This window comes from Photobacterium halotolerans DSM 18316 (assembly GCF_000425165.1).
In the GTDB taxonomy this organism is placed as follows: domain Bacteria; phylum Pseudomonadota; class Gammaproteobacteria; order Enterobacterales; family Vibrionaceae; genus Photobacterium; species Photobacterium halotolerans.
Map to the genome: position 1 here is coordinate 195,002 of NZ_KE384320.1, position 25,707 is coordinate 220,708.

The 25,707-nt window shown below is 49.1% G+C and carries 20 protein-coding genes and 1 pseudogene; 8 read left to right on the forward strand and 13 right to left on the reverse strand.

What is annotated here, in order from left to right:
- Position 1 precedes the first annotated feature (1 nt).
- The 7 genes from rfbA to H511_RS0114145 form a co-directional block, all read right to left on the reverse strand.
- The gene (rfbA, locus tag H511_RS0114115; RefSeq protein WP_027252887.1) at positions 2–868 is read right to left on the reverse strand and encodes a glucose-1-phosphate thymidylyltransferase RfbA; all 867 of its coding nucleotides are present in this window, start codon (positions 866–868) and stop codon (positions 2–4) included.
- Positions 868–1,932, reverse strand: a complete 1,065-nt coding sequence (gene rfbB, locus H511_RS0114120) for a dTDP-glucose 4,6-dehydratase (RefSeq protein ID WP_027252888.1) — start codon at positions 1,930–1,932, stop codon at positions 868–870. The genes rfbA and rfbB overlap by 1 nt, the downstream gene beginning before the upstream one ends.
- The gene (gene wecC, locus H511_RS0114125; RefSeq protein WP_027252889.1) at positions 1,929–3,194 is read right to left on the reverse strand and encodes a UDP-N-acetyl-D-mannosamine dehydrogenase; all 1,266 of its coding nucleotides are present in this window, start codon (positions 3,192–3,194) and stop codon (positions 1,929–1,931) included. The genes rfbB and wecC overlap by 4 nt, the downstream gene beginning before the upstream one ends.
- 10 nt (positions 3,195–3,204) lie before the next feature.
- Positions 3,205–4,326, reverse strand: coding sequence for a non-hydrolyzing UDP-N-acetylglucosamine 2-epimerase (gene wecB / locus H511_RS0114130; RefSeq protein WP_027252890.1), 1,122 nt, complete (start codon positions 4,324–4,326; stop codon positions 3,205–3,207).
- 18 nt (positions 4,327–4,344) lie between these two features.
- Entirely contained in the window at positions 4,345–6,504 is a 2,160-nt protein-coding gene (locus tag H511_RS0114135) for a polysaccharide biosynthesis tyrosine autokinase (protein ID WP_027252891.1), read from the reverse strand.
- Between the two features lie 163 nt (positions 6,505–6,667).
- On the reverse strand, positions 6,668–7,108 hold the full coding sequence (locus H511_RS0114140; protein WP_027252892.1) for an arsenate reductase/protein-tyrosine-phosphatase family protein: 441 nt from the start codon (positions 7,106–7,108) through the stop codon (positions 6,668–6,670).
- A gap of 4 nt (positions 7,109–7,112) precedes the next feature.
- Positions 7,113–8,318 carry a polysaccharide export protein gene (locus H511_RS0114145; RefSeq protein WP_027252893.1) on the reverse strand — a complete coding sequence of 402 codons (1,206 nt, stop codon included), beginning with the start codon at positions 8,316–8,318 and terminating at the stop codon, positions 7,113–7,115.
- Between the two features lie 775 nt (positions 8,319–9,093).
- Between H511_RS0114145 and H511_RS23465 the strand changes: the two are divergent.
- The 7 genes and pseudogenes from H511_RS23465 to H511_RS0114185 form a co-directional block, all read left to right on the forward strand.
- A pseudogene (locus tag H511_RS23465) lies at positions 9,094–9,354 on the forward strand (transposase family protein); the annotation flags it as partial.
- A 306-nt stretch (positions 9,355–9,660) separates the two neighbouring features.
- The gene (locus tag H511_RS0114155) at positions 9,661–9,948 is read left to right on the forward strand and encodes a hypothetical protein (RefSeq protein WP_027252894.1); all 288 of its coding nucleotides are present in this window, start codon (positions 9,661–9,663) and stop codon (positions 9,946–9,948) included.
- Between the two features lie 124 nt (positions 9,949–10,072).
- Positions 10,073–10,810, forward strand: a complete 738-nt coding sequence (locus H511_RS0114160; RefSeq protein WP_036759700.1) for a YjbF family lipoprotein — start codon at positions 10,073–10,075, stop codon at positions 10,808–10,810.
- 78 nt (positions 10,811–10,888) lie between these two features.
- Entirely contained in the window at positions 10,889–11,734 is an 846-nt protein-coding gene (locus tag H511_RS24145) for a capsule biosynthesis GfcC family protein (RefSeq protein WP_162144617.1), read from the forward strand.
- A 14-nt stretch (positions 11,735–11,748) separates the two neighbouring features.
- A complete protein-coding gene (locus H511_RS0114175) occupies positions 11,749–13,965 on the forward strand; it encodes a YjbH domain-containing protein (RefSeq protein WP_051288262.1) in 2,217 nt (738 codons plus the stop codon).
- A gap of 428 nt (positions 13,966–14,393) precedes the next feature.
- On the forward strand, positions 14,394–14,618 hold the full coding sequence (locus tag H511_RS0114180; RefSeq protein WP_027252897.1) for a hypothetical protein: 225 nt from the start codon (positions 14,394–14,396) through the stop codon (positions 14,616–14,618).
- Positions 14,619–14,970: 352 nt separating this feature from the next.
- Complete coding sequence (locus H511_RS0114185; RefSeq protein ID WP_248616604.1) at positions 14,971–16,104, forward strand: LPS O-antigen chain length determinant protein WzzB; 1,134 nt, start codon at positions 14,971–14,973, stop codon at positions 16,102–16,104.
- 129 nt (positions 16,105–16,233) lie between these two features.
- On the opposite strand, the gene H511_RS0114190 is transcribed toward H511_RS0114185, so the two are convergent.
- Both H511_RS0114190 and H511_RS0114195 read right to left on the reverse strand, forming a co-directional pair.
- Positions 16,234–16,512, reverse strand: a complete 279-nt coding sequence (locus tag H511_RS0114190; RefSeq protein ID WP_027252899.1) for a YfcL family protein — start codon at positions 16,510–16,512, stop codon at positions 16,234–16,236.
- A gap of 90 nt (positions 16,513–16,602) precedes the next feature.
- A complete protein-coding gene (locus H511_RS0114195) occupies positions 16,603–17,136 on the reverse strand; it encodes an elongation factor P hydroxylase (RefSeq protein WP_027252900.1) in 534 nt (177 codons plus the stop codon).
- Positions 17,137–17,408: 272 nt separating this feature from the next.
- Here H511_RS0114195 and H511_RS23475 point away from each other — a divergent pair, with 272 nt between their 5' ends.
- Positions 17,409–18,530, forward strand: a complete 1,122-nt coding sequence (locus H511_RS23475; protein ID WP_051288200.1) for a UDP-N-acetylglucosamine 4,6-dehydratase family protein — start codon at positions 17,409–17,411, stop codon at positions 18,528–18,530.
- A 67-nt stretch (positions 18,531–18,597) separates the two neighbouring features.
- Here the strand turns inward: H511_RS23475 and aroC are convergent, their stop codons facing one another.
- The 4 genes from aroC to H511_RS0114220 form a co-directional block, all read right to left on the reverse strand.
- On the reverse strand, positions 18,598–19,695 hold the full coding sequence (gene aroC / locus H511_RS0114205; RefSeq protein ID WP_027252901.1) for a chorismate synthase: 1,098 nt from the start codon (positions 19,693–19,695) through the stop codon (positions 18,598–18,600).
- Between the two features lie 92 nt (positions 19,696–19,787).
- A complete protein-coding gene (gene rluF / locus H511_RS0114210; protein WP_027252902.1) occupies positions 19,788–20,849 on the reverse strand; it encodes a 23S rRNA pseudouridine(2604) synthase RluF in 1,062 nt (353 codons plus the stop codon).
- Positions 20,850–21,171: 322 nt separating this feature from the next.
- Entirely contained in the window at positions 21,172–24,309 is a 3,138-nt protein-coding gene (locus tag H511_RS0114215) for a multidrug efflux RND transporter permease subunit (protein ID WP_027252903.1), read from the reverse strand.
- Positions 24,309–25,418, reverse strand: a complete 1,110-nt coding sequence (locus H511_RS0114220; protein WP_027252904.1) for an efflux RND transporter periplasmic adaptor subunit — start codon at positions 25,416–25,418, stop codon at positions 24,309–24,311. Before H511_RS0114220 ends, H511_RS0114215 begins: the two co-directional genes overlap by 1 nt.
- Between the last annotated feature and the right edge of the window lie 289 nt (positions 25,419–25,707).

A 25,707-nucleotide genomic window follows, 5' to 3' on the forward strand; every position in this document is an offset into this window, starting at 1 on the left:
ATTATTTTTTTATTAAACTTTTTAAATATTTTCCATAACCATTTTTCATCAAATAATTAGCTTGTTTTTCTAATTGGTCTTCATTGATCCATCCATTTCTAAAAGCTATTTCCTCTAAGCATGCTATTTTAAAACCTTGTCTATGCTCAATCGTTTGAACAAAGTGAGATGCCTCTAGAAGAGAATCATGTGTACCTGTATCTAACCAAGCAAACCCTCTACCCAAGATTTCCACATTTAAATCTCCACGATTCAAATATTCTTGATTTATGCTTGTTATTTCCAATTCGCCTCTTGAAGATGGTTTAACATTCTTTGCTATGTCGATCACTGAATTATCATAAAAATATAAACCTGTAACTGCCAAATCAGATTTTGGATTTAAGGGTTTTTCTTCTATAGATATTGCTTTCTTATTTTCATCAAATTCAACAACACCAAAGCGTTCAGGATCTTTTACTTGATACCCAAAAACAGTTGCTCCTCTTATCCGCTTCGTTGCAGAAACCAATTTTGGAGAAAAATTTTGCCCATAAAATATATTATCACCGAGAACTAGGCAGACAGAGTCGTCACCAATAAAACTTTCACCTATAATAAATGCTTGTGCTAATCCATCAGGTGACTCTTGAACTGCATATTGTAGTTCTACACCAAACTGACTTCCATCTCCAAGAAGACGCTTAAAACAATGTTCGTCCTCAGGTGTGGTAATGATTAATATTTCATTTATTTCTGCTAACATTAACACCGACAATGGATAATATATCATCGGTTTATCATATACAGGCAGCAACTGTTTAGAAACACCATGTGTAATAGGGTGAAGACGAGTTCCAGAACCACCAGCTAGTATAATTCCTTTCATTATGCGGTTACTCCCAAACGTTCCATACTGTACGACCCATCCAAAACACGTTGCCACCAGGTTTTGTTATTCAGGTACCACTCCAAAGTTTTACGCAAACCCGTTTCAAAGGTTTCTTCTGGCGTCCAACCCAGTTCACGCTCTATCTTGCTGGCATCAATCGCATAGCGAACATCGTGTCCGGGACGATCAGCCACATAGGTGATCAGGGACTCATAAGACTCTACCCCAACTGGCTTCTCTGGAACCAGTTCTTCAAGAAGCGCACAAAGGGTCTTCACTACTTCGATGTTGGCTTTCTCGTTATGGCCGCCAATGTTGTAGGTTTCGCCCACCTCACCTTGGGTCAACACTGTGTATAGTGCACGGGCATGATCTTCTACATATAGCCAGTCACGAATCTGCATGCCATCACCGTAAACAGGCAAAGCCTTACCGTCTAATGCATTCAGAATTATCAGAGGGATCAGTTTTTCAGGAAAGTGGTACGGACCATAATTATTAGAACAATTGGTAACAATAGTCGGGAAACCATAGGTCCGCCGCCAGGCTCGAACCAGATGATCGCTTGATGCCTTAGATGCAGAATACGGACTGCTTGGTTTGTAAGACGTGGTTTCAGTGAACAGATCGGTTGTACCTTCCAGATCGCCATACACTTCATCGGTCGAAATATGGTGGAAACGAAAAACAGTTTTACGTGCTTCGCCCAACTGATTCCAATAAGCGCGTGACACTTCCAACAAGTTATAGGTGCCCATAATATTGGTTTCAATAAACGCGGCTGGGCCATCAATGGAGCGATCAACATGGCTCTCTGCTGCCAAGTGCATCACCAAATCTGGTTGGTGTTTTACAAACACATTTTCCAGAGCCGCTTTATCACAAATATCGACTTGCTCGAAGCTATAACGCTCATTATCAGACACCTCGCTTAGTGATTCCAGATTACCTGCATAAGTCAGTTTGTCAATATTAATAACACTATCATCAGTATTGTTAATAATATATCGAACAACCGCAGAGCCAATGAAACCAGCACCACCTGTTACTAAAACTTTCACTTCCAAATACCTTTTGTATCTATAATATTTGATGTTGGTTTAATTTTATAAAATTCTTTATGATCGACCAATAAAACATTTATATCTGCTTCATTTAAAGCAGCATTGATTTCTTTTAGCTCAAATGAAGTGATTTTTTCTGGCAATTGATAAATATTGGGTTCCACTGCAATCACTAATCCAGAGTGCATTTTGGCAATATCTTTTGTAATTTCTAGGGCAGGACTTTCGCGTAGGTCATCAATATTTGGCTTAAAAGCTAAACCATAACATGCAATAGTGATATCTTTTACCGTTTTATTTGGATTTTTCTGTAAAAAATCTAAAATTGCCAATTTTACTTTATCAACAACCCAATCAGGCTTACTATCATTGACTAATCTAGCTGTATGAATGATTTTTGCTTCATTTGGTGTTTTCGAAACAATGAACCATGGGTCGACAGCAATACAATGCCCTCCAACACCAGGTCCTGGCTGAAGGATATTTACACGAGGATGTCTATTGGCAAGTGTAATTAACTCCCAAACATCAATATCCAATTTATCACAAATGATTGACAGCTCATTTGCGAATGCAATTTGAACATCACGAGAGCTATTCTCAGTTAATTTTGCCATTTCAGCTGTTCGAGCGTTTGTAACAACACACTCACCTTCGACAAAGGTATGATAAAGCTCAACAGCGCGCTCAGAGCAACGAGCACTCATACCACCGATAACACGATCATTTTCAACCAATTCACGAACAACATGGCCAGGTAATACGCGTTCCGGACAGTGAGCAACATTAACATCTGCATTTTCTCCTGCTGTTTGCGGAAAGCTCAAATCTGGACGAGCCATCGCTAACCATTCTGCCATTTGTTCAGTTGCGCCAACGGGTGATGTAGATTCCAATATAACTAAGTCACCCTTTTTTAGCACAGGTGCTATTGCCTGACTTGCTGCCTTGATATAAGCCAAATCTGGCTCAGGAATATCACCATTGGTATTTTTCTTAAATGGCGTTGGCACTGCAATGAGGAAAGCATCTGCTGGTTCAGGTGTTGTCGTTGCTTTTAAATAGCCTTCAGTAACCGCTGCATGAACAATCATGTCCAGTTCAGGTTCCACAATATGAATTTTACCTTGGTTAATCGTATCTACAGCTGACTGATTGACATCAACACCAATCACGTTTTTCTTTCGGGAGGCAAACATTGCTGCTGTGGGTAAACCAATATAACCAAGACCAATTACCGATACTGTTTCAAATGACATTTAATTACCTTTACACCAAAATATTTAAAATTCGCTCACAAGCTTTTCCATCGCCATACGGGTTGTGGGCGAAGCTCATTTTTTGATACTGCTCTTTCTCTGTTAATAATTCATTTAAGCTATTAACAATGACATCTACATCAGTACCAACCAACTTTACCGTGCCTGCAGAAACGGCTTCTGGGCGCTCAGTTGTATCTCGCATAACAAGAACAGGTTTACCCAAAGAAGGTGCTTCTTCTTGTATACCACCAGAATCCGTCAAAATAATGTGCGCTCGGCTCATCAAATAGATAAAGGGTAAATATTGTTGTGGCTCGATTAAATGTACGTTATTTACCCCTGCTAAAATACGATTAACAGGCTCACGTACATTTGGATTTAAATGAACTGGATATAGAACTTGAACATTATCATGCTGCTTAGCAATTTCTACAAGCGCCTGACAAATTCGCTCAAACCCCCCACCAAAACTTTCTCTGCGATGACCGGTTACAAGAATTAATTTTTTATTTTCATCTAATTCAGGAAAGTTTGATGCCAGAGTTGCTTTTAAATCTTCATCCGCATCAATTTTATTTTTCACCATCAATAAGGCATCAATGACAGTGTTTCCAGTGACATAAATGTCAGACGAGCAGAAGTTCTCTTTCAGTAGATTTTCTTTAGATGTATCAGTTGGTGCAAAGTGGTACTTTGTCAACGCGCCTGTTAATTTACGATTTGCTTCTTCAGGCCAGGGTGAATAAATATTTCCGGTTCTCAGACCTGCTTCAACATGTCCAACCGGGATTTGCTCATAATAAGCAGCTAGACTTGCAGCAAATGTGGTTGCTGTGTCGCCATGAACCAGAACAACATCAGGCTTGAACTCTTGCAGTACAGCCTTTAATTCAAGAAGTATTCTTGCGGTAACATCATTCAACGTCTGGCCGGCTTTCATTAAGTTCAAATCATAGTCTGGAGTTATATCGAATAATTCCAGAACCTGATCCAGCATCTCTCTGTGCTGAGCAGTCACACAGACTTTGGCCTCAAAGCGATCATCATCATTCAATGCATGAACCAATGGCGCCATTTTTATCGCTTCTGGACGTGTGCCAAAAACCGTCAGTACTTTTTTCTTAGACATAAAATTATATAAACCCGATTATTTCGACTCATAACTGTAGTTGTAGTAGCCACCGCTATAATGTGAACTTGCAGTTCGCAGCACCGCATTAAGAATAAAACCTTTCACTTCAATGCCATTTTGCTCAAAGCGTTGCTTGGTCACTTCAATCTCTTTCACCGCGTTCTGGCCAAAGCGGCCCACCAGCAAGGTGGTGCCGGCATGGGCACCCACGATAGCCGGATCGGTCACTGCCAAAATCGGTGGAGTATCCACCACCACTATGTCGTAATTATCCGATGCCCAATCCAGCAACCTTTTAAACCTTGGGTGCATCAAAAGTTCAGACGGGTTAGGCGGCACTTCGCCGCGGCCGATAAAATCCAGATTGTCCACGCCAGGCTGTTTGATAATCTCTTCTATAGCCGCTTTATCAACCAGATAGCTCGACAGGCCCGGCGTATGAGTGACTGCCATGTTCTTTTCCAGCCGGCCTTTACGCATATCGGCATCAATCAGCAACACGCGCTGGCCGGTTTTGGCTATTACTGCTGCCATGTTGGACGACACAAACGATTTACCAATACCGGGGCTGGGGCCGGAGATCATCAGGATATTGTTTTTGGCTTCCATCATGGCAAAGTGCAGGCTGGTGCGCAGGCTGCGCAGCGCTTCAATCGACAGGTCTGCCGGGTTCGCCACCGCCAGTAAGCTCTCTTCCACCGTGAGCTGCCGCTTGGTTTTTTGTTTCTTTTCCATATCACTCTGCCAGTCCGACAGTGGGATGCTGGCATAAACAGGCAAACCAATGGCTTCAATTTCATCCGGGTTTTCCACCCCACGGTGGAAAGCAGCGCGGATCAAAACCAGTGTCACCGCCAGCATACCGCCCAGCAAGGTCGCTAACACCACGATTAAGGCTTTCTTTGGCTTAATCGCGTTTGTATAGGACTGGGCGACATCCAGAATACGGACATTACCGACCGTACTGGCTTTGAGAATATTGAGTTCCTGCACTTTGTTAAGCAGCTGAACGTAGATTTGCTGGTTGACTTCCACATCCCGGGTTAAGCGCAGTACTTCACGTTGGGTCTTGGGCAGCTTTTGCACCTGACGGTTGAGTTTCTCACGCTCACCCAGCAAGGTTTTACGCTTATCCATCAGCGCAATATAAGCCGGGTGCTCTTTGGTGAAGCGCTGGGAAATTTCACTTTCTTTAAAGGTCAGCTCATTGAGCTGGGATTCCAGCGTGACCATCACATCCAGGGTAGTTTTGGCTTCCAGTCCCAGATCAATCGAATCGTTGGCCTGGCGAAACCGGTTCAGCTCGTCTTCTGCTTTGGTCAGGTGCTCTTTCACATCCGGCAGGTGACCACGCAAAAACTCCAGGCTCTTTTCCGCTTCGGCCGAATTACGGGCTACGTTCTGCAAAAAATAGTTCTGGCTGATGTCATTCAAAATCGCGGCATTCTGCGCTTTGTCTGCCCCCGTGAACGACAGCTGCAAAATACCGGTTTGCTTACCGCGCTCCGAGACTGACAGGCTCTGCTGTAGCCACTGAATGGTATCTAAACGGGAACGTTTGCTGATACTGAACTCTGTCCCTGCCTGTTCGCTAATCAGTGCCGAGACAAACAGCTGATACTCACCGGATGTTGCCAGCTCGCCGACTTTCCCTGACAACACTTTCTGCTCTTCACTGTCGAACAGGATATAAGTTCCGCTGTCCGGGTCATCCACCACCAGGGTATACACCGGTTCTTCTGTATCCTGAGGAATGTCAAATCGGCTGATCGCAATACTGTCTTTATTACCGGACAAACGATTTAAGCCCCTACCAATCAAAGGTAAAGCAGCAGGTTCTGCCAGTGTGGTCAGGTTGAGTTTGTCCACGGTTTTGCCAAGGATCATACGCGAGCGGATAATCTCAATTTCGGTATTCGAAGAGGATTCACCCGAAAACAAATCGCCCATCTCCCCCAGGCCAGACAGGCCATTGCTTTTTTCTTCAACCTGAAGCAGGGCATCGGCTTTATAGATGGGTGTCGCTAACAGTGCATAAGCAATGCCGGCAACCGCAAAGGCGAACGTAATGGCGATAATGGTCCAGCGCCTGTCCAGCAAAATGCCAAACAACTTGCCCAGATCAATCTCGTCGGAGTCGGTTTGTTTCACCGACACTTGTTGCGAAACAGTCATAGTGTCTATCTACTCAGGCTACTCATGATGGTGGATGTCAGGGTGGATGTCATGATGATCGTCCCAGTCTGAAACACTGCCGCTCAGGGGTAGGACCGACAGTTATTGATCACTCACTAAGCATCACTCTGTAAGCATCAGTCAGTAAAGACGATGCCAGGTGTTACAGCTTTTGCGCCCAGGCACGGGCGGCTTTGTCGATCAGCAGATAGGCATGTTCGTACGCTTCCCGGCTCAGGCGGTAGGGGTCCGGAATGTCCTGCTGACCAATCCATTGCCCAAACAGCATGGTTTTGCCTCTGGCTTCAGGCACGATAGACGCCACGGCATCCAGATGGTTTTTTTCCATCACCAGAATCAAATCAACATCACGGCACATCGCTGAAGTCAGCTGCTGAGCCTGATGCCCGTCAAGGGACACCCCATTTTCAGCGGCAATCTCGCTGGCTGTGCGATCTGCAGGTTTTCCCTGCAGATTACTTTTCTCTGTGCCTAACCCTGCCGACTGAATATTTTTCGCCGGCAGCAATTGTTTCAGCAGCGCTTCCCCCGACGGAGAGCGGCAAATATTGCCGACGCACACCACAAGAATATTATTAAACATGGCCTTACCAATCCCTCACTCGCACTGCCCCTTCGGTCAGCTGATTAAACCCGGTAATGGTTGGCAGCAACTGGCGCACCACACGGTTCCAGCGCGCAATCGGTGCCGAGGTGACATACACCACATCGTAGGGTTCCAGTTCAAACTCTGTCCCCAGTACCAGTGCCGCGGCATCTTTGATATTGAGCTGGTAAATATCGGCCAGTAGCGTGTTGTCTGCTGAAGCAGTATTCGTCTTGCTATCTTCAAGGCCTCTGTTATCTTCACGCCCTCTGCTAGCTTCGCGCACCTTGTTATTTTTGCGCACGTTGCGGATCACAAACACACCGGTCGCGTCCGCTTCCAGCTCGTTAATGCCCCCGACACTGCTCAGCGCCTCGGTCAGCGTCATGCCGGCCCGGTCAATTTTCAGCAACTGCGGGGCGTTCACTTCACCCATGACAAACACTTTCTGCGCATCGTTGCGCGGCACATGCACTATGTCGCCAGGGCGAAGCAGGCGGTTTTGCGTCAGATCACCACGCTGCATTAAGGCATACAGCGAAATATCCTGTTCGATACCATTGCGAGTCAGGGTCACGTTTCGCCAGTCGGCCTCTTTTGCCAGCCCCCCTGCTTTGTTAATAGCATCTAAGAGTGTCATCGGCACATTGGTGATCGCTTGCTGGCCCGGCGTGTTCACTTCCCCGGTTACATACGCTTTTTGCGAGCGGAAGGCCGCTACGTTGACATCCACTTGCGGGCTTTCAATATAAGCCGCCAGCCGACGAGAGATTTCATCGCGGATTTGCGTCACGGTTTTACCGCCGACCTGAACAATCCCGATATAGGGATAGAAGATGCTGCCATCGGCATGGACCCAGTTTCCAGACTCACTGGAACTGCGGTAGGAACCGGCAGGAATGGTCAGCTCAGGGTGATCCCAGATGGTAATATTCAGAATATCGCCGGGGCCAATATAGTACTCATAGCCCGTGAGTTCGGCATCTAACGCTGGATTGGTTCTGGCTGTCACTTCTGGCCGTTTTGACTGGTAAATAACAGAGGGTGTCAACGGATAGACGTTCACCTGTTCAGACACATTGAACGCTTCGTTGTCTGCTTGCTGTTTATTGTCAGGTAACGACAGATGGGAACCGGGAACAACCGTACAACCTGCTAATAACAATGACGCCACAGCAGTAAAAAGGAGCTTCTTAGAGAAATCCATATCCAGTCAACGTTGATAAATAAGAAAAAATGGAATTTTGATCGAAAAACTCATCGCAATATGCAAATTGCAGTTGCCAATTGATAAGTCAGTCGCACATTATGCAAACAGCTGAATCACACCATAATGACAACAACTGTTATATTAGGTAAACCTGATGGAGTCATGGACCGACCCGGCACATAACACAAGGATAAGAATTGAAAGCCAGTTATCGAAGAAACTGCGCTGAACCCGGTATTTCAGTTATTCCGCTAACCGGGAATAAACCAATACTTCTCCCTTTCAGGCACGCTACCGCCCTTAGGTTACAGCTCCCAAACGCCTTCAATACATCCATGTTTTCTGCAAGGTGCAGGTTACCGCTTTCACATGACACTCGTGTCAGCCGCATGACATTTTATTAGCAAAATGTGATTTAGCTTACATTTGTCTTTGTTTTAACCAAAACCTGTAAAAACGCCTGTATTACCCCATCGCAATCGCTGCAGAGCCTGTAAAAACGCCCTGATTGACTGTCACTTTGGCTGCCGCATTCTACACAATCGCTCTTCACTGAGAAACCATTAAATGCAACAGGTCTCAAATTAGAGTAATTAGTCACCGCCAGGTTATTGTTCACAGGAAAATTCAATGTTCAATGCATTCAACAGAATGTTCACTGAGCCTCTTGTACTTACCAGGGCAAGATCGTGAACGTTTTTTGAATAGTTTCCGCAGGTTTTGACGTTTAGTAACGGATATGATCTTATAGCCTTCTTTTACAGGAATAAGCATGCATACTGACTACTTTCATGAGCATTTTCAAACAATTACAGATCAACATCAGAGTACGAAGGTCACCCATACACTTTTCGAGGTATTGTACGGCTCCCTGTGTGCGGTCATTGCCGGTGCTGAAGGCTGGTTTGATATTCGAGAGTACATTCTTGGGCATCACGAGTGGTTTAAAAACAACGATTTGATTATCAATGGTGTTCCTGCTTATGACACCATCACCCGCATTATTTCTATCATTGAACCCAACCAGTTCCATCATGAAAAGCATTGTAATAATTGAGAGTTATCGTATTGAAAATGGAAACTCAGAGCGCTTAGAGTACCGTTACTACATCAGCTCTAAGTTGCTAAGTGCGGAACAAATCAGGACAACGCCACTTATATTGTTAGTACAAATATTCTAAATGAGTGTTTCGTTTTAAAAGTGCAGTAATCAGCAATCTTCACATTCTATACATTGCTATCCGTTATATATCGAAATATCATTGAAAAGCGCTTTGCGTTATCAACAAGCCGCAATCTTTAGTATTTATCACTTAACACAAATCAATAAGGGAACAGGATGAACAAAGTAATCGTTTCTCTGGCTGCATTGCTAATGGCCAGTTCAGCGTTTGCAGCAACCGGTACCGGTACTGCAGCAGCTACTACCTCTACTACCACCGCAACTACAGCTTCAACAGCTGCGGCAGGTACTGCAGCCGGTACTGCGGGTGCAACGGCTGCGGCTGTAGGCGGCATCACTGCCACTACCGTTGCTGTGGGTGCTGCCGTAGCAGTAACAGCAATCGCTGTTGTTGATGCCAACGACAACGACACAGCGACCACAACGTCTGTAAATCAGGGCTAAGCAAACTCGCTTTGCTGCTCTGATTCGATAACCGCACATCTGTGCGGTTATTTTTATTTCAGTCATCGACCTGTGACTCCTATTGATCTGTGACTTCCATTGACCTATGACTAGCGGATACCTAATGTTCGACGCCCGTCTTTCTGTAAACAGACGCTTTCTGGTACTCATCGCCCTGTTATCGCTTCTTCTATCCGGATGCAGCCAAAAATTTCAGAATGTGTCGGATACTTTTCGTCTTGCTGTTCGCGGTGATGATGACACAGTGAAATCCTCAGCCTGGATAGAACAACTCCCCTACGCCAGTATGTATGCCCGCATCGGCGACGGCCCCCAGGCCTTTATGGTGCTGGCACTGGCAGAACCTGCCGCCGTTCTGGCAACGTCAAACACTGCTACTGAGCCAGAAGCGACCGAGCCGGCTATGCAGCTGAAATGGCTGGCCGCCGACAAAGGCATGCTGGTGACAGAGCACGGGCGGCTGGTGAAAACCCTGAACCTGCCCCTTGGCAATCTGGTGCAGGTGACAGCAGAAACGCCAGACCCGGTTGCTCTCGGGTTGCAGTTGCCGACTACACCGACAACCTGGACCCGCCGCATCGACTGGCAGCCCGGTTACCACTTTGGTTATCAGCTTACGTCCCGCTTTGAAGACAAAGGGCTGGTCACTATTAAGATCAACAATATTACTCAGTCTGCACGCTATTTTATTGAGACGGTTGATGTACCCAGTCTGGATCTGCAATTTGACAACGCGTTCTGGATTGAGCCCGCCAGTGGTCAGGTACTGAAAAGCCGCCAGCTTATCGCACCCGGCTTACCTGAAGTCGAAACACAATTGCTTAAAGCTTACGGACGATAACGGTTTATGAATCCAGATAATCACTTGCAGCGGATATTTTCGCCTCGCCAGACATGGCTTTTCGCGTCAGGATCTATGATGAACGCTTTGATACAGGCTGTTTTTAAACTAACGGCTTTGATACTAACAGCTTCATCCATTGCATCGCCCGCCATGGCGATGCCTGTTGAAACGGCACCCACTTTCGTCAGGGTACAGCTGGACAACGGCGAAAAAGAACTGCAACTGCGCTACCCTGATACCGTCCGCCTGGATCGGGTTCAACAAGACGCTCTGGCCAATGTATACCAGTTATCAACAAAATCAGACAATAGCGATAAAGCTCTGTACTGGAGCGGTTCCTTTTTATGGAAAGCCGATCACCGTGCTAAGCAGACCATCGCGCTGCAGCAGCAAAGCGTGGACAAGCAGATCCGAGCGCTGGCCGATCACTGGCGTTACCGACGCCCGGCTGCCAGTGAGACTCTTATTCAGCTGGCACAAAGTTTAGCCTCACCTTTGCCTGGTGAGCGTATTTTTCTGCCGTTAGACAGCGATCGCGTGCGTATTGTGCCGGACAACAACCCTGCGCTGAACGGGCCTTTTGTGTTGCGATTAGCCACCCGGCCCAATACCGTTAAGGTGACAGGGGCCCTCAGGCTGCCGGCCGGCAATACGGCTGATATTTCCCTGCCGTGGCAGGAAAGGCAGGATGCCGCAGGCTATCTGAAACAGATACAAGCGTTAGCGGTTGCCGACCGGGATTACGTCTGGGTTATTCAGCCCGACGGCAAAGCCGAACAACACAGCATCGCGTACTGGAACCGGCAGCATAAAGATATCGCGCCGGGCGCTATTCTTTATCTTGCGTTTAGCGATCTGCCAGCGAGTGCGAAGTCGTTAAATTCTCAAATTATTCATTTGCTTTCACAAAGGCCTTTCTGATGGATCAGCCTGTTATGTCTTCCTGTACCAAGCGTCTGGGTCTTCGTTTTCTGTCCGGGTTATCTCTGGGCGTTATCACTCTTACGGCCCATGCCGATGAATTCAGTTATCCTGACTTTTCCGTTTCCCAGTCTGATTTTGGTGGCGTTGGCCTGATCCAGATGCCTTCCGGTCGTGTCGCACCGGAAGGCGAATTCACCTTTGGTGCCACCTATAATCAGGATTACCTGCATTACAATGTGTCATTGCAGCTGTTCCCCTGGCTGGAAACCACCATACGTTACACGCTGGTTCAGGATGTTCTCTACAGTGAGGACGAGGACTTCAGTGGCGACACCAAATACACAGACAAGGGCATAGACTTTAAGCTTAGGCTATTGGAAGAAAGCTTCTGGTTACCGGAAACCTCTGTCGGTATTCGCGATTTTGGCGGTACCGGATTGTTTGACGGTGAATACATTGCGGCCAGCAAACACTGGGGAGCGCTGGATTTTACCCTGGGGCTGGGCTGGGGCTATATTGGCAACGGCGCTAATCTGTCCGGTGATAAAAGCCTGAGCAGCGACTGCGGCCGTAATACCGAATATAAAGGTAAAGGCGGCAGTGTCGATTTCGAGCGCTGGTTTACAGGCTGCATGGCAGTATTTGGCGGGGTGGAATACCAGACGCCCTGGCGGCCTTTACGACTGAAACTGGAATATGACGGCAACGACTATACCAGTGATTTTCCTGTTACCCGTGCTAATTCGGATATGTCTCAGGACAGCCCGATAAACCTGGGCGTATTATACCGCCTGGGCGACTGGGGCGATCTGCGGATAAGCTATGAACGTGGCAATACCTGGACCGCCGGTTTTAACCTCAATACCAATTTCAATCAGCTGACAACCTCCTGGCGCGATACACCGGTCGCCGCTTATGCGCCCGACAAACAAAAACGGTCCACCACCAGCGCAGACTGGCAGATCATCGCGAATCAGTTACATACCAACGCCGGGTATGAAAACCCGACCCTGTACGCCGATGATCATACCGTGACTGTGGAAGCGCCGCAGAACAAATACCGGGATCGTGACCAGGGCTATCAGCGTGCGGCGACCCTGCTCAGCAACCAGTTACCGACAGATCCTGACACCGGCCTGCCGCTTTATAACGAGTACCGCCTGATCGAAACCAGCAATGACCTGCCGGTTAAGGAAACCCGCATTAATGTGAAGGCATTTGATCAGGTCGCCAGTCACCGCTATGTCAATGCCTCTGTCGACGATGCTATTACTCATCAGGTACCGGCACAACCACAAGGCCGGCAGATTGCTACAGACACAGACAAATGGGATCTGAGTGTTTCACCGACCCTTCAGCAGTCTTTTGGCGGCTCGGAAGGGTTTTATCTGTACAACTTAGGGGTAACAGCCGGTGCCAGTTATCACATCACAGACCATTGGGAGCTGGGCGGCAGCGTTTATCTCAACCTGCTCGATAACTACGCTAAGTTCCTCTACGATGTGCCACCCGATGGCACAGATTTAAAGCGCGTTCGTACTCTGGTTCGCCAGTACATTGATGGCAATCCGATCCGGGTCAACAATCTTCAGCTGACCTGGATGGATCAACTGGCGGATAACTGGTACGGACAAGCATATACAGGTTACCTGGAAATGATGTTTGCCGGTGCGGGCAGTGAAGTGCTGTATCGCCCTATGGGAAAAAACTGGGCGCTGGGTGCTGATATGAACTACGTGATTCAGCGAGACCCGGATACCCAGTTTGGCCTTTTCCGTGACGAGGTGCATTTCGATCCCATTACCGGACGCGACTACAAGGTACAAACGGGCGCGTTAACCGGCCATGCCACCTTCTATTACCAGCCACAGTGGACTTTGCTACCCAATACGCTGATGAAAATCAGTGCCGGACGCTACCTGACAGAAGATGTGGGTGTGACTTTCGACTTCTCCAAGCAATTTGACAGCGGGGTGATTGCCGGTGCCTTTGTGACCAAAACCAACCTGTCGGCCGAAGAATTTGGTGAGGGCAGTTACAATAAAGGCTTTTACATCTCGATCCCTTACGATCTGATGACAGTGAAGCCAAGCCGCAACCGTGCCAATATTTCCTGGCTTCCTCTGACGCGTGACGGCGGGCAGATGCTCAACCGTAAGTACCAACTCTATAACATTACCGATGCGCGTTATCCCTGGTACAGCCGGAAGATGATGCAAGCGGAATAAGCATGAGAATCATGACCTTATAGTCAGGTGACACTGGATGGCCCGCTTCAACACGGGCCATCTTGCTTGCTAATACCGCACCCGCTCTGCCTGCTCTTCTCTGCTCTTCTCAGCTCTCCTCAGCTCTCCTCAGCTCTCTTTTAGTTTTATTTCTCCTGCTCTTTTTGTTTTTCTTATTTATCTTTTTTATTTCTTTCTGCTTTCTTAATGGTTCTTAATGTTTGGTTTATCAAATAATTAACCCTGCTGGCTGAATAGATTGGTTGCCATCGTGCTCTGCTGTTTTGCAGAGTCGCTCTGCTGAATTGTTGCACCGGGATCTCGTATCGGCGATCCAAAAAGCGACGAAAAATTAATCTTCAACAGATACTGTCGCCTTCCTGAACTAAATGGAGTGGTCTCGTAATCGACGTTTGTGAGGTAGAAATATGTTCAGAAAATATGCTGTTTTTTCGGTAACATTTCCCGTACTGCATAAAATCAACCTGTTGCTGGCGATCGCGTTTTTTGCCACCTGCTGTTACCAACTGGTGGTGCAGGAAGATATCGTCTTCAGCCTGGGTTTGCTGGCCGTCATGTTCCTGCTGACCCTTTTTGCCGGTTCGTCAAACTACCGGCGTAAATATATCAGCTTCCCCTATTCAGTCGATTGACCCTGACATTAATTGTAAATGACAGCAAAGACGAGGCTCGGCATACCGCATTTTAAGGCTTCACTTCAGTGAAAGTTGCTTTTTTGTATAAAAATTAACATTTCATGAGCCTCGGCTATCCCGATTTTTTTGTCAGGGATCACGGATAGTAGAAACTTGTTCAATAATTTTCCACAAGAGGCCTATGGCTGCTTGCTTCCGCTAAGAGCACCCACCTATAATTTGCCCTGTGAGTACATATTTACTTAATTCTAATGCTCTACTGAACGCATTAAGATAAAATTACAAAGATAATTTTTTACTTTTCTTCTTTATCGCATCACAAATTGCAGTTATCAATGGAAGTGTCATAGTGACAGATACACACACAAAAGCCGTCCCGTCAGGCCCTCAACTTGTTCATCAATCTAATCAAACTATGCCAACACCAGACAGCACTGATGAAATTGATCTCGTCCAGCAGGTAAGAACACTGTGGCAGGAAAAGCTGCTGATAGCCCTGATTACCCTGGCTTTCGCCATCGCTGGTGTCGCCTATGCACTGACCGCGCAAGAATGGTGGACGGCCAAAGCCAAAGTGATACAGCCTCAGATCACCGATTTTGCCCAGTTACAACGTGAAATCAGTGCCTTCCAGCCTGCTTTTGATGTTTACCAGGCCGACGGTACCGTACTGGTCAGCACCCGGCTTCTGGATGTGGCTGACGCCGAAGTGCTGTTTAAACATTTCATCAATGGCTTTAATTCGCTGGAAAACAAGAAAGCATTCTTAATGGACAGTAGCGATTTTCAGCAGTTTCTGACAGAAAACAATGTTGCTACTGAAGAAGATACTGACAGAGCGCTGGAAAACTGGTTCGATAAAATCACCGCTCAACCGGCCAGCAAGCAGGAACCCGATACCTTCGTGATTAACCTGCAGGCGACTACCAGTAACAGTAGCTTTGATATGCTGAAACAGTACATCGATTTTGTGTCTGCCAAGGTCTATAACGACACGCTGGCTAATATCCAGGCACTGGTGTCAGCCAAAGAGTATGAGCTGAAACAGCAGCTCAAAGTACTGCGCAGCCAGGCCAGCAGTTATCTACAGGTTGAAAAAGAGCGTACCCAATACGCCCTGAATATCGCCAGCGCTGCGGATGTCAGTCAGCCGGTTCAGAATCTGGGTGATAACGAAATCTTTGCCATTAACCTGGGCGCGAAAGCACTGGCGGCCAAGGTAAATGCTCTGGAATCAGTTAAGAACCTGAGCGTGGTTGAGCCCCGTATTCAGCAGGTAGAAGCGCGTCTGTCGCTGCTGCAGGGCACTGAGCTGGATAAAAATATCCGCTTCAAAACCTACCGTTTCCTTGAAAACGTAGAAAAGCCAATCACCAAAGACAAACCTAAACGCGCCCTGATTGTGGTTATCGCCACTCTGCTGGGCGGTATGCTGGGTGTGGCTTTTGTGCTTATCCGCTCTGCGTTCAGAAATCACGACTGATTGCTCAGCCACACAATCAGCGATGAGATATACCAAAAAGGCCAGTCCGGATAAAACGGACTGGCCTTTTTGATTCTTTTGTACTTCTGTTTCAGTTACGGGCAGTGTGACTGAGTTGCCGCTATCCAATCAGGATGGTGACTCAACGGCCGACTGTTGCAACTGAAGCCACAGCGATTTCACCAGCTGCTGATCGGCAGGGTTCAGCTCGGACTGCGCATTCTTCAGGCTGTCATTCACCGCCTGGTTCATCGCCTCCAAAGACGCAATGCCGTCACGCTCACACTCTGCTGCCGACAGCGAAATGTGGCCACGCAGGTAACCGCCTGCAAATAGTTCGTCATCCGATGCGGTTTCCACCATCAGGTCAATCAGGGTGAGCAGCTTTTCTTCGTATTGCTGGATCATCTCGTCACTCTTTCGTTTTATCTGAATCTGGCCCTGTACGGATCAGAATAGGTTTACTCACGCCACTGATACGCATTGCTGTGATGCGAATCAAAGCGGCTCAGGAAAATCGTCTGCGCTGAGCGGTTGGACACCATAATGCTGACGCAACACTTCTGACAGTCTGCCTGCTCGCTCTGGTGTATTGCCATTCAGGTAATGCAGCACCTGCTGGCGGACTTTGCGGGTAAATGCTACCCGATCCGGCTCATGATCACCACTCAGGTTGTCGCAGCTGACCTGAAAACGAAAGCCGCAACTGGCCGACAGCAGCCACTCTACCGCCTGAGGTTTCACTTCAACCTGCTCAAACACCGCCTGCTGATCAGCGTTCCGTCCGTCTGGCAAATACCAGTAGCCATAATCTTCCAGCAAGCGACGCTCGGGGCCTGCAATACACCAGTGCGCTATCTCGTGCAGTGCAGAGGCAAAGTAACCACGGGCAAACACAATTCGGTGATGCGGGTGCTCAGTATCGGCAGGAAGATAAACCGGCTCATCACCGCCCAGCACCAATTCGGTGTTGAGGCTGGTTAAGAAAGTGCGGTTAAAGAGTGTTATCAGGTCGTTATAATCGTGAGGCATGGACTGTGTGGCTTCATTTAACATCTGGGAGGTCAGCGCTGATTGTCCCAGCCCCTCCCGCAAGAATGCCGCCGATTATAGCGGGTTTGGGATCATAGTGCTAACCACAACACATAAGCCTTATATCACGAGGAGACTCACGCTAGTAATGAAGCCCATGGTATGATGCAGCCTTCCTGAACGCCTAGTAGCAAGATAATGCAAATTATTATCCAAGCATACTGTTGCCCGTAATATCGACATCGCGATTTTCCATGCTCTCAGAATCACTCATGCCAAAAACCACTATAAACATCGAAACATTGTTAGACCGTGAACAAGTGCTGCCTCTGACATCGCTTATGTCAAAAAATATTACCGGCAAAACCGTGATGATTACGGGTGCTGGAGGTTCAATTGGTTCAGAGTTATGCAGGCAGATCATCCGGCTGAAACCCAGAAAATTGGTCTTATTTGAGTTAAATGAATTTAACTTATACCGCATTCATCAGGAAATCAGCCTGCAACTCAACAATCTGGACCTTGAGATTCCATTAATCGCAGCTTTAGGTTCTGTTCAAAATCAGCAGAGAACTCAATCACTGATGGTAAAACATCAGGTAGATAACCTTTATCATGCTGCAGCATACAAACACGTCCCTATGCTTGAAGAAGAGCAAAACATCATTGAGGGACTGTATAACAATGTCTTTGGTACTTTGGCATTAGCAAAAGCCGCAATACAGGCTCAAATCAGCCACTTCACCCTGATTTCTACTGATAAAGCCGTACAACCTATTAATATAATGGGTGCTAGCAAACGACTGGCAGAGCTTATAGTGCAATCTCTGGCTCAGTATCAGAACACAACACTTTTTACAGCAGTACGATTTGGTAACGTGCTTGATTCTTCCGGTTCAGCCGTACCGTTATTCAGGCAGCAGATCCAGCAAGGCGGACCTGTTACTGTTACGCATCCTGATGCAACCCGCTATTTCATGTCTATTCCAGAAGCTGCACAATTGGTAATTCAAGCAAATGGAATGAGCGAAAACGGACAACTGTTCGTTCTTGATATGGGGAAACCGATTAAAGTTTTGACATTGGTTGAACGACTGATTCAGCAATTTCACCCGGTGAATACTCACCAGGCCAGTCCCGAGATACAAATCATTTTCACTGGGCTTCGGGCTGGAGAAAAGCTCGAGGAAGAGCCGCTTATCACAGACAATGCCAAAAGAACTGTACATCCAAAAATCATGGTATTAACAGAAGAACCGAGCCCATGGTCTGAAACAGAAGCCTATTTAAACCAACTCAGCCAATATTGTGATGACACAGATTTAGACGGTATTCGTTCCCTTTTAAGTCACTTTATGTGCTCAAGAGCCGCTGGCGATTGTCTGAAACAGTAACGAACAACAAAAAAAGAGGACGCCCCAACGTCCTCTTTTTTTGTTTAACCGGCCGCTCTGAATCAGATTATTCTATTTCTTTCAGCTTAGGCGTCGAGGTGATCACATCGGCGTTTTGCGCGCGGTGGCGCAGCAGGTGATCCATCAGGACGATAGCCACCATGGCTTCGGCAATCGGTACGGCGCGGATGCCGACACACGGGTCATGCCGACCACGGGTCACCACTTCAGCGCTTTCGCCCTGCTTGTTGATTGTCTCGCCCGGCACGGTAATGCTGGATGTCGGCTTCAGCGCCAGGTGAGCGACGATGTCCTGACCGGAGGAAATCCCGCCTAAGATACCGCCGGCGTGGTTTGATTTGAAACCCTGCGGTGACATGGCATCACGGTGTTCGCTGCCGCGCTGTGTCACAACGTCAAAGCCATCGCCAATTTCCACGCCTTTCACTGCATTGATACCCATCAACGCATGGGCAATGTCGGCATCCAGACGATCAAACACCGGCTCACCCAGTCCAACCGGGACATTCTCAGCCACGACTGTCAATTTGGCACCGATGGAATCGCCTTCCTTCTTGAGTTTGCGGATCAGCTCATCCAGCGCGTCGACTTTCGAGGCATCCGGGCAGAAAAACGCATTCTGCTCGACCTGATCCCAATCAACCGTATCAATACTGACGTCGCCCATTTGCGATAAGTAAGCACGCACTTCGATACCGTGAACCTGTTTGAGGTATTTTTTAGCGATTGCGCCAGCCGCTACCCGCATCGCGGTTTCGCGGGCAGAAGAACGGCCGCCGCCGCGGTAATCGCGGACACCGTATTTTTGCTCGTAGGTGTAATCCGCATGGCCGGGACGGAACAGATCTTTGATCTGGGAGTAGTCTTTTGAGCGTTGATCGGTATTTTCGATCATCAGGCCGATAGAAGTACCGGTTGTCTGGCCTTCAAACACGCCGGCCAGGATTTTGACTTCATCCGGCTCACGGCGTTGCGTGGTGTACTTAGAGGTTCCCGGACGACGACGGTCGAGATCGTGCTGCATGTCGGCTTCTGTCAGTGCCAACCCCGGAGGGCAACCATCAACGATGCAGCCCAGCGCCAGACCATGGCTTTCGCCAAAGGTGGTGACGCGAAAAACTTGTCCAATTGTGTTGCCTGCCATGACTTCCCCTGTAACTTTGCTTCTGGCTTTTTGTAATCATTGAATAGTGCAAAGTTGCGCAGGGGAATGCAAGCAGAATCGGCGTTGAGCCGTTACTGGTCTTTCTTAGACTTCCATTTTTTAATGCCGGGCGATGTCGATTCATGACCTGAACGATCCGGACGGCCGCCTTTTGGCCCTTTGCCCGCATGTCCGCCGGATTTTTTATCGTGCGGCCGCTGTGACGATTTGCCCGGTTTACCGCCCGGACGACGACGCTCGACCTCGCCTTTTCCTTTATAGGTTTTGTACCTGACCGGCGCTTCCTGCTCACTCTGCTGGCGGGCATCGTACAGTTTAGCGTCTGTGGCTTTGCTGATGGCCTGGCCCTGGCTGTCGACCCGCGACGCTTCTTCTGTCTTGCTCGACAGCGCCAGTAAACGGTGAATCTCGGCCATTTCATCCTCGGTCAGATAGCGCCATTTACCGTTTGGCAGCCCGTCAATGGTGATATTCATGATGCGGACGCGGCGAAGTTTATAGACTTCAAAGCCCAGTGCTTCACACATACGACGGATCTGGCGGTTAAGGCCCTGCGTCAGCACAATACGAAAAGAGTAGGTGGTTTCCTTGGTGACTTTACAAGGCAGAGTCACGGTATCGAGAATCTCAACACCGGAGGCCATTTTAGCCAGAAACGCCTCGGTCACCGGTTTATCCACCCGCACGACATATTCTTTTTCGTGCGAGTTACCGGCGCGGAGGATCTTGTTGACGATATCACCGTCATTGGTCATGAAGATCAGACCATCAGAGGCCTTATCCAGTCGGCCGATCGGGAAAATACGTTTGCGGTGGCCAATGAAGTCAACAATATTGCCTTCAACATGCCTTTCCGTGGTGCAAGTGATCCCGGCGGGTTTGTTCAGCGCAATATAGACAGGCTGCTCTTTGCGGCGCAGCGGTTTGTCATCCACCAGCACTTCATCGTTCGGGCCGACTTTTACTCCCATTTCTGGCTGCTGGCCGTTAATCAGCACCCGGCCTTGCTCAATCAGTTTGTCGGCTTCCCGGCGCGAGCAGTAACCTGTATCACTGATAAATTTATTCAGGCGAACCAGACTGGTGTCTGAGGATGGTACGTCATTACGGGACTGAGGTTTATTTTCTGGCATGATGATCTTCTTCATTGTGCGTTTCACAACGCGTTCGGAAGCAGGGATTTTACTGAAAAATAGTCGAATTTCCATGCTTTAACAGACAATGCACTGCGATATACACTGCCCTATCCCGCCCCCATACTGTATCAGATTGATTATCATGATTTTTCATAGCGGACTGAGACAGAGCATGCTCAAAATATACTCAGAATGTTTTCTGCTTTCCTTAGATTACAAAACCACAGCTCAAATAGCGGTGGGATATCGCTTCTGATCACATCCAAACCATATACAGACATTCGGTAAAACAAAGGGGCTTTACGCCCCTTTGGTTTATTTACCTGTTCTGATCCAATGGCAGTTCGCCGTGAGATCGGCGTCCGACATAATCATGTTCCAGGGCTTTTTGCAGTTGTGCTGCGACATAGCCCGGTGACTGGGTTTTCGCGCACACCAGACGATACATGGCCGGGATCACGAACAAAGTCACCAGAGTCGCAAACGCCATGCCGAAGAACACCACGGTACCGACCGAAATGCGGCTTTCATACCCTGCACCGGTCGACAGCAGCAGCGGCAAGGCACCAAACAAGGTGGTGAATGCCGTCATCAGGATCGGGCGTAACCGCCGTGCTGAGGCATCGACAATGGCCTGCTCAAAGGCGATACCTTTATCCCTGAGCTGGTTGGCGAATTCCACAATCAGGATGCCGTTCTTGGTTACCATACCTATCAGCATGATCATGCCGATCTGACTGTAGATATTCAGGCTCTGCCCCATCAGAATCAGTCCCAGCAAGCCGCCGAAGATCCCCAGCGGCACGGTCAGCATCACCACCATAGGGTTAATGAAGCTTTCGAACTGTGCTGCCAGCACCAGATAAGCCACCAGCAATGCCAGACCGAAGATCATCGCCATGCTGCTCTGATTCTCGCGGAAATCCTTCGATTCGCCGCCATAGTCGATCACAATATCACTCGGCAGCATAGACAAAGCCTGCTCATCCATAAAATCCAGCGCTTCGCCCAGGGTATGACCGGGCAGCAGGTTGGCGGTAATGGTGATCGACTTCTGCTTCTCGTTATGGCTCAGCTTGCGGGCCGCCGCCACTTCTTCGACTTTCGCCACACTGTTGAGCGAAACCAACTCGCCGTTCCTGGCACGGACGTAAATCCGGCTCAGATCCATCGCATTGTTAAAGCTGTTTTCATCTCCGCGCAGATACACATCGTATTCCTCGCCGCGCTCGACAAAGGTGGTTTCACTGCGCCCGCCCAGCATGACTTCCAGCGTTTCAGCGATATCCGACTGCGGAATGCCCAGCTCGGCCGCCCGGGGGCGATCAACCGTCACCACCAGCTCCGGGGTGGTTTCGGCGTAATCGATGTCCACGCCGTCCATCATGCCGCTGCCCTGAGCGACGTCTTTCAGCTTGGTGGCCCAGGCGAACAGCTCGTCGTAATCGGCACCATTGAGGATAAACTGCATCGGCTCGGACGAGCCGCCCCTAAATCCCGGCATGAAGGGCCAGACACGGATATCCGGAATGCCCTGCAGGGCTTTGCGGATCACCCCGAGTGCCTGGGTCGCGCTGACATCGCGATCTTCCCAGTCTTCCAGCTGCATAATGACAAAACCGGTCTGATCCCCAGCCCGCCCGCCGAAGGCCGGCGTCTGAATACTGACAGAGCGGATCAGCCCTTTGCCCACCATGGGCAACAAGCGCTGCTCAACCTGCTCAATATTGCCGACCATGCGGTTATAGCTGGTCGCTTCCGCACCGCGGACAAAAGCAAAGATGACCCCTCTGTCTTCAGACGGTGCAAGCTGGCTCGGTACCAGTTTAAACAGCCAGACACTGGCGCCTACCACGGCGACAATCAGCAGAGGTGCCGCCCAGCGCCAGCGCACGGCCTGAGTGACGGCTTTGCGGTACACCGCCTCCAGCGCAGCAAACTGACGGTCGACAAAGCGGTTAAACGGCCCGGGTTTGACATTGGCTTTGAGCAGCTTACTGCCCAGCACCGGACTTAAGGTCAGTGCCACCAGAGACGAGAACAGCACAGACATCGCCAGCAGCACGGAAAATTCGGTGAACAGCGGTCCCACCATACCATCCATAAAACCGATGGGCAGGAACACCATCACCAGCACCAGTGTGGTGGCAATCACGGCAAACCCGACCTCTCGGGTGCCTTTAAACGCAGCCAGCAAAGGCGGCCCGCCCCTTTCGATATGGTGATAAATGTTTTCGACCACCACAATGGCATCATCCACCACCAGGCCGATAGCCAGAATCAGGGCCATCAGGGTCAGCAGGTTGATGGAAAAACCGAGATAGTAAGCGGCCATAAAGGCGGAAATCAGCGACACCGGCACGGTCACGGCCGGGATCAGGGTTGCCCGTGCCTGACCGATAAAGACATACAGCACCAGCACCACCAGTGCGCCGGTGATCAGCAAGGTGTTGTAAACCTCGTTGATCGAGCGCTCAATAAAGATGGTCGAGTCGTAATCCACCGCCAGCTGGGTACCGTCCGGCAGAAAACGCTGTAATCGGTCCACTTCTTTTTGAACCGCATCGGCAGCTTCCAGCGGGTTGGCGTCCGACATCGGCACTATGCCTAAGCTCAGGCTGGACACACCATTGCTCTTGAAGGTGGCATCTTCGTTTTGCGCACCTATGGCTACATCGGCGACATCTTTGAGGTAAATCGGCGTGCCGTCTTCAGTCTGCCGTACCATCAGGTATGAGAAATCTTCTGCGGTGCGGTACAGACGTGCGGTGCGCACCGACATGGTGGTCGCATCGTTACGTACTTCGCCGCCCGGCAGCTCAACGTTCTCATCACGCAGGGCGTCGATAATGTCCGTGGTGGTGACGCCGCGTCCTGCCATCTGCTCAGGCAGCAGGCGGACATACATGACTTTATACAGCGCGCCGGTCAGTTGCACCGAGCTGACACCATTGATCAGGCTGAACCTGTCGGTTAGCACCCGATCGGCATAGTCCGTCAGCTGCGAGCGATCCATTTCGCTCGAGGTCAGATTGATATAGATAGCCGCTTCGCCTGATCCGTCATCTTTGGAGACAATCGGCTCATCCGCACCATCAGGCAGACTGCGGCGGGCACGGGAAACGGCGTCACGTACGTCGCTGACCCCTTCGGTCAGGTTCCAGCCCATTTCGAACTCAACGCTGATCCGCGAGCTGCCGTTACGGGTGGTCGAAGTAATACTTTCAATGCCGCTGATACCGGACAGCTCATCTTCCAGCACAGTAGTGACACGGCTTTCCATAATGGTTGCCGATGCCCCTTCGTACGAGGTGCCGATACTGATCACCGGATTTTCCACGTCGGGCATTTCCCGGACCGGCAGCTTGCTGAATGACACCAGACCGAATACTACCAGCAGCACGCTCAGCACAATGGCGACAACCGGGCGCTTTACTGAAACGTCAGATAACCACATCAGGCATTATCTCCCGCTTGTACCACACTGGCCGCTTTGGTCTCAGACGGGTTGCCAAGACTGACGTCCTGCACGGCCAGACCGTCGCGCATATTGACCAGCCCCTGAACCACAATGCGATCACCGATCTGAATACCCGATTCGATCACCACTTCGTTTTTCACTCTGGCCCCCAATGTCACTTCGGTCCGGTGCGCAATGCCTTTGGCATCAACAAGGTAAACAAAACGCTTGGTACCGGAATACTCCAGCGCCTGAACCGGGATGATAGCGGCCTGCTGCGGAGTAAAATCCAACGCTGCCGCCATCAGCATGCCGGGTTTGAGCTTGCCGCTGGTATTATCAAACGAGACACGCACCCGGATATTGAGTGATTCGGCCTGCACCCGGGAGTCGATCGCCTGAATCGTGCCGCGGAAGGTGTCGTCCGGCCAGGCCTGACTTTTCGCCAGTACCGCCATACCAGGTGCCAGTTGCGACAGGTATTTTTCCGGCACTTGTACATCCAGGCGCATTTGTGACAAATCATCCAGGGTAAACAGCTCGCTGCCCACTGTTACGGTATGGCCTGTGCTGAAATCAATCAGACCAACAGTACCGGTAAACGGTGCACGGATCTGGTGATCATCCAGCTCTGCTTTGGCTGCATCAAGACGGGCTTTGGCGATACTCACGCTCGCCTGCTGCGCAATCAGTTCGGTCTGGGTCAGTGCCCCGCGCTTCACCAGACGCTGATATTCGGCATATTTACGTTTTTCATCATCATAATAGGCTTTCGCTTCGTCGTAAGCAGCCTTGGGTTTGGCGTTATCAAGCTGAACCAGTAACTGCCCCTGTGTCACTTTCCGATCGGTATCTACCACTATGCTGTCTACCTTGGCGGCCACTTCCGTGGCAATGGTCACTGAACGCTGGGCGGCCAGTTTGCCCACCAGTGAGACAGAACTGATCACTTCGTGTGACATGACTTCGCCTGTCGCGACCGGAACGCTGCGACCAGGTTTAGGCTGACTGGCGGCCTGGGCAGCATGAGACTGCTGCTGAAAATAGAAATAGCCCCCGCCCGCCAGTGATGCCGCTACCACAACGGCCAAAACTACTTTTTTCATGCCTTCGCACCCTGTTTTTGGTTATGGGCTAATCATATCTGACCAGCATATTAATCGGGGTAAAGAAATGTAAACCTAAGCAAGTTTTCATCACAAAAAAACGCAAACCGCGGAGGGAACTGACAAAACGACGAAAAATCCAGCAAGCAACAATGAATATTCAGAAAAAGGGTTTACAGTCTTCACCTGTTTGCTATTATCCGCACCGCACTTGTGGAGGGGTTCCCGAGTGGCCAAAGGGATCAGACTGTAAATCTGACGGCTCCGCCTTCGAAGGTTCGAATCCTTC

Excerpts from the sequence above, each read along its gene's own strand:
- H511_RS0114220 (WP_027252904.1), bottom strand. The coding sequence starts at position 25,418 with ATGAAAAAAGTAGTTTTGGCCGTTGTGGTAGCGGCATCACTGGCGGGC.
- H511_RS0114180 (WP_027252897.1), top strand. The coding sequence starts at position 14,394 with ATGTTCAGAAAATATGCTGTTTTTTCGGTAACATTTCCCGTACTGCAT.
- rfbA (WP_027252887.1), bottom strand. The coding sequence starts at position 868 with ATGAAAGGAATTATACTAGCTGGTGGTTCTGGAACTCGTCTTCACCCT.
- H511_RS0114140 (WP_027252892.1), bottom strand. The coding sequence starts at position 7,108 with ATGTTTAATAATATTCTTGTGGTGTGCGTCGGCAATATTTGCCGCTCT.
- H511_RS0114155 (WP_027252894.1), top strand. The coding sequence starts at position 9,661 with ATGAACAAAGTAATCGTTTCTCTGGCTGCATTGCTAATGGCCAGTTCA.
- H511_RS0114145 (WP_027252893.1), bottom strand. The coding sequence starts at position 8,318 with ATGGATTTCTCTAAGAAGCTCCTTTTTACTGCTGTGGCGTCATTGTTA.
- H511_RS0114215 (WP_027252903.1), bottom strand. The coding sequence starts at position 24,309 with ATGTGGTTATCTGACGTTTCAGTAAAGCGCCCGGTTGTCGCCATTGTG.
- rluF (WP_027252902.1), bottom strand. The coding sequence starts at position 20,849 with ATGCCAGAAAATAAACCTCAGTCCCGTAATGACGTACCATCCTCAGAC.
- H511_RS0114135 (WP_027252891.1), bottom strand. The coding sequence starts at position 6,504 with ATGACTGTTTCGCAACAAGTGTCGGTGAAACAAACCGACTCCGACGAG.
- H511_RS24145 (WP_162144617.1), top strand. The coding sequence starts at position 10,889 with ATGAACGCTTTGATACAGGCTGTTTTTAAACTAACGGCTTTGATACTA.
- H511_RS0114195 (WP_027252900.1), bottom strand. The coding sequence starts at position 17,136 with ATGCCTCACGATTATAACGACCTGATAACACTCTTTAACCGCACTTTC.
- H511_RS0114175 (WP_051288262.1), top strand. The coding sequence starts at position 11,749 with ATGTCTTCCTGTACCAAGCGTCTGGGTCTTCGTTTTCTGTCCGGGTTA.
- aroC (WP_027252901.1), bottom strand. The coding sequence starts at position 19,695 with ATGGCAGGCAACACAATTGGACAAGTTTTTCGCGTCACCACCTTTGGC.
- H511_RS0114160 (WP_036759700.1), top strand. The coding sequence starts at position 10,073 with ATGTTCGACGCCCGTCTTTCTGTAAACAGACGCTTTCTGGTACTCATC.
- wecC (WP_027252889.1), bottom strand. The coding sequence starts at position 3,194 with ATGTCATTTGAAACAGTATCGGTAATTGGTCTTGGTTATATTGGTTTA.
- wecB (WP_027252890.1), bottom strand. The coding sequence starts at position 4,326 with ATGTCTAAGAAAAAAGTACTGACGGTTTTTGGCACACGTCCAGAAGCG.
- H511_RS23475 (WP_051288200.1), top strand. The coding sequence starts at position 17,409 with ATGCCAAAAACCACTATAAACATCGAAACATTGTTAGACCGTGAACAA.
- H511_RS0114190 (WP_027252899.1), bottom strand. The coding sequence starts at position 16,512 with ATGATCCAGCAATACGAAGAAAAGCTGCTCACCCTGATTGACCTGATG.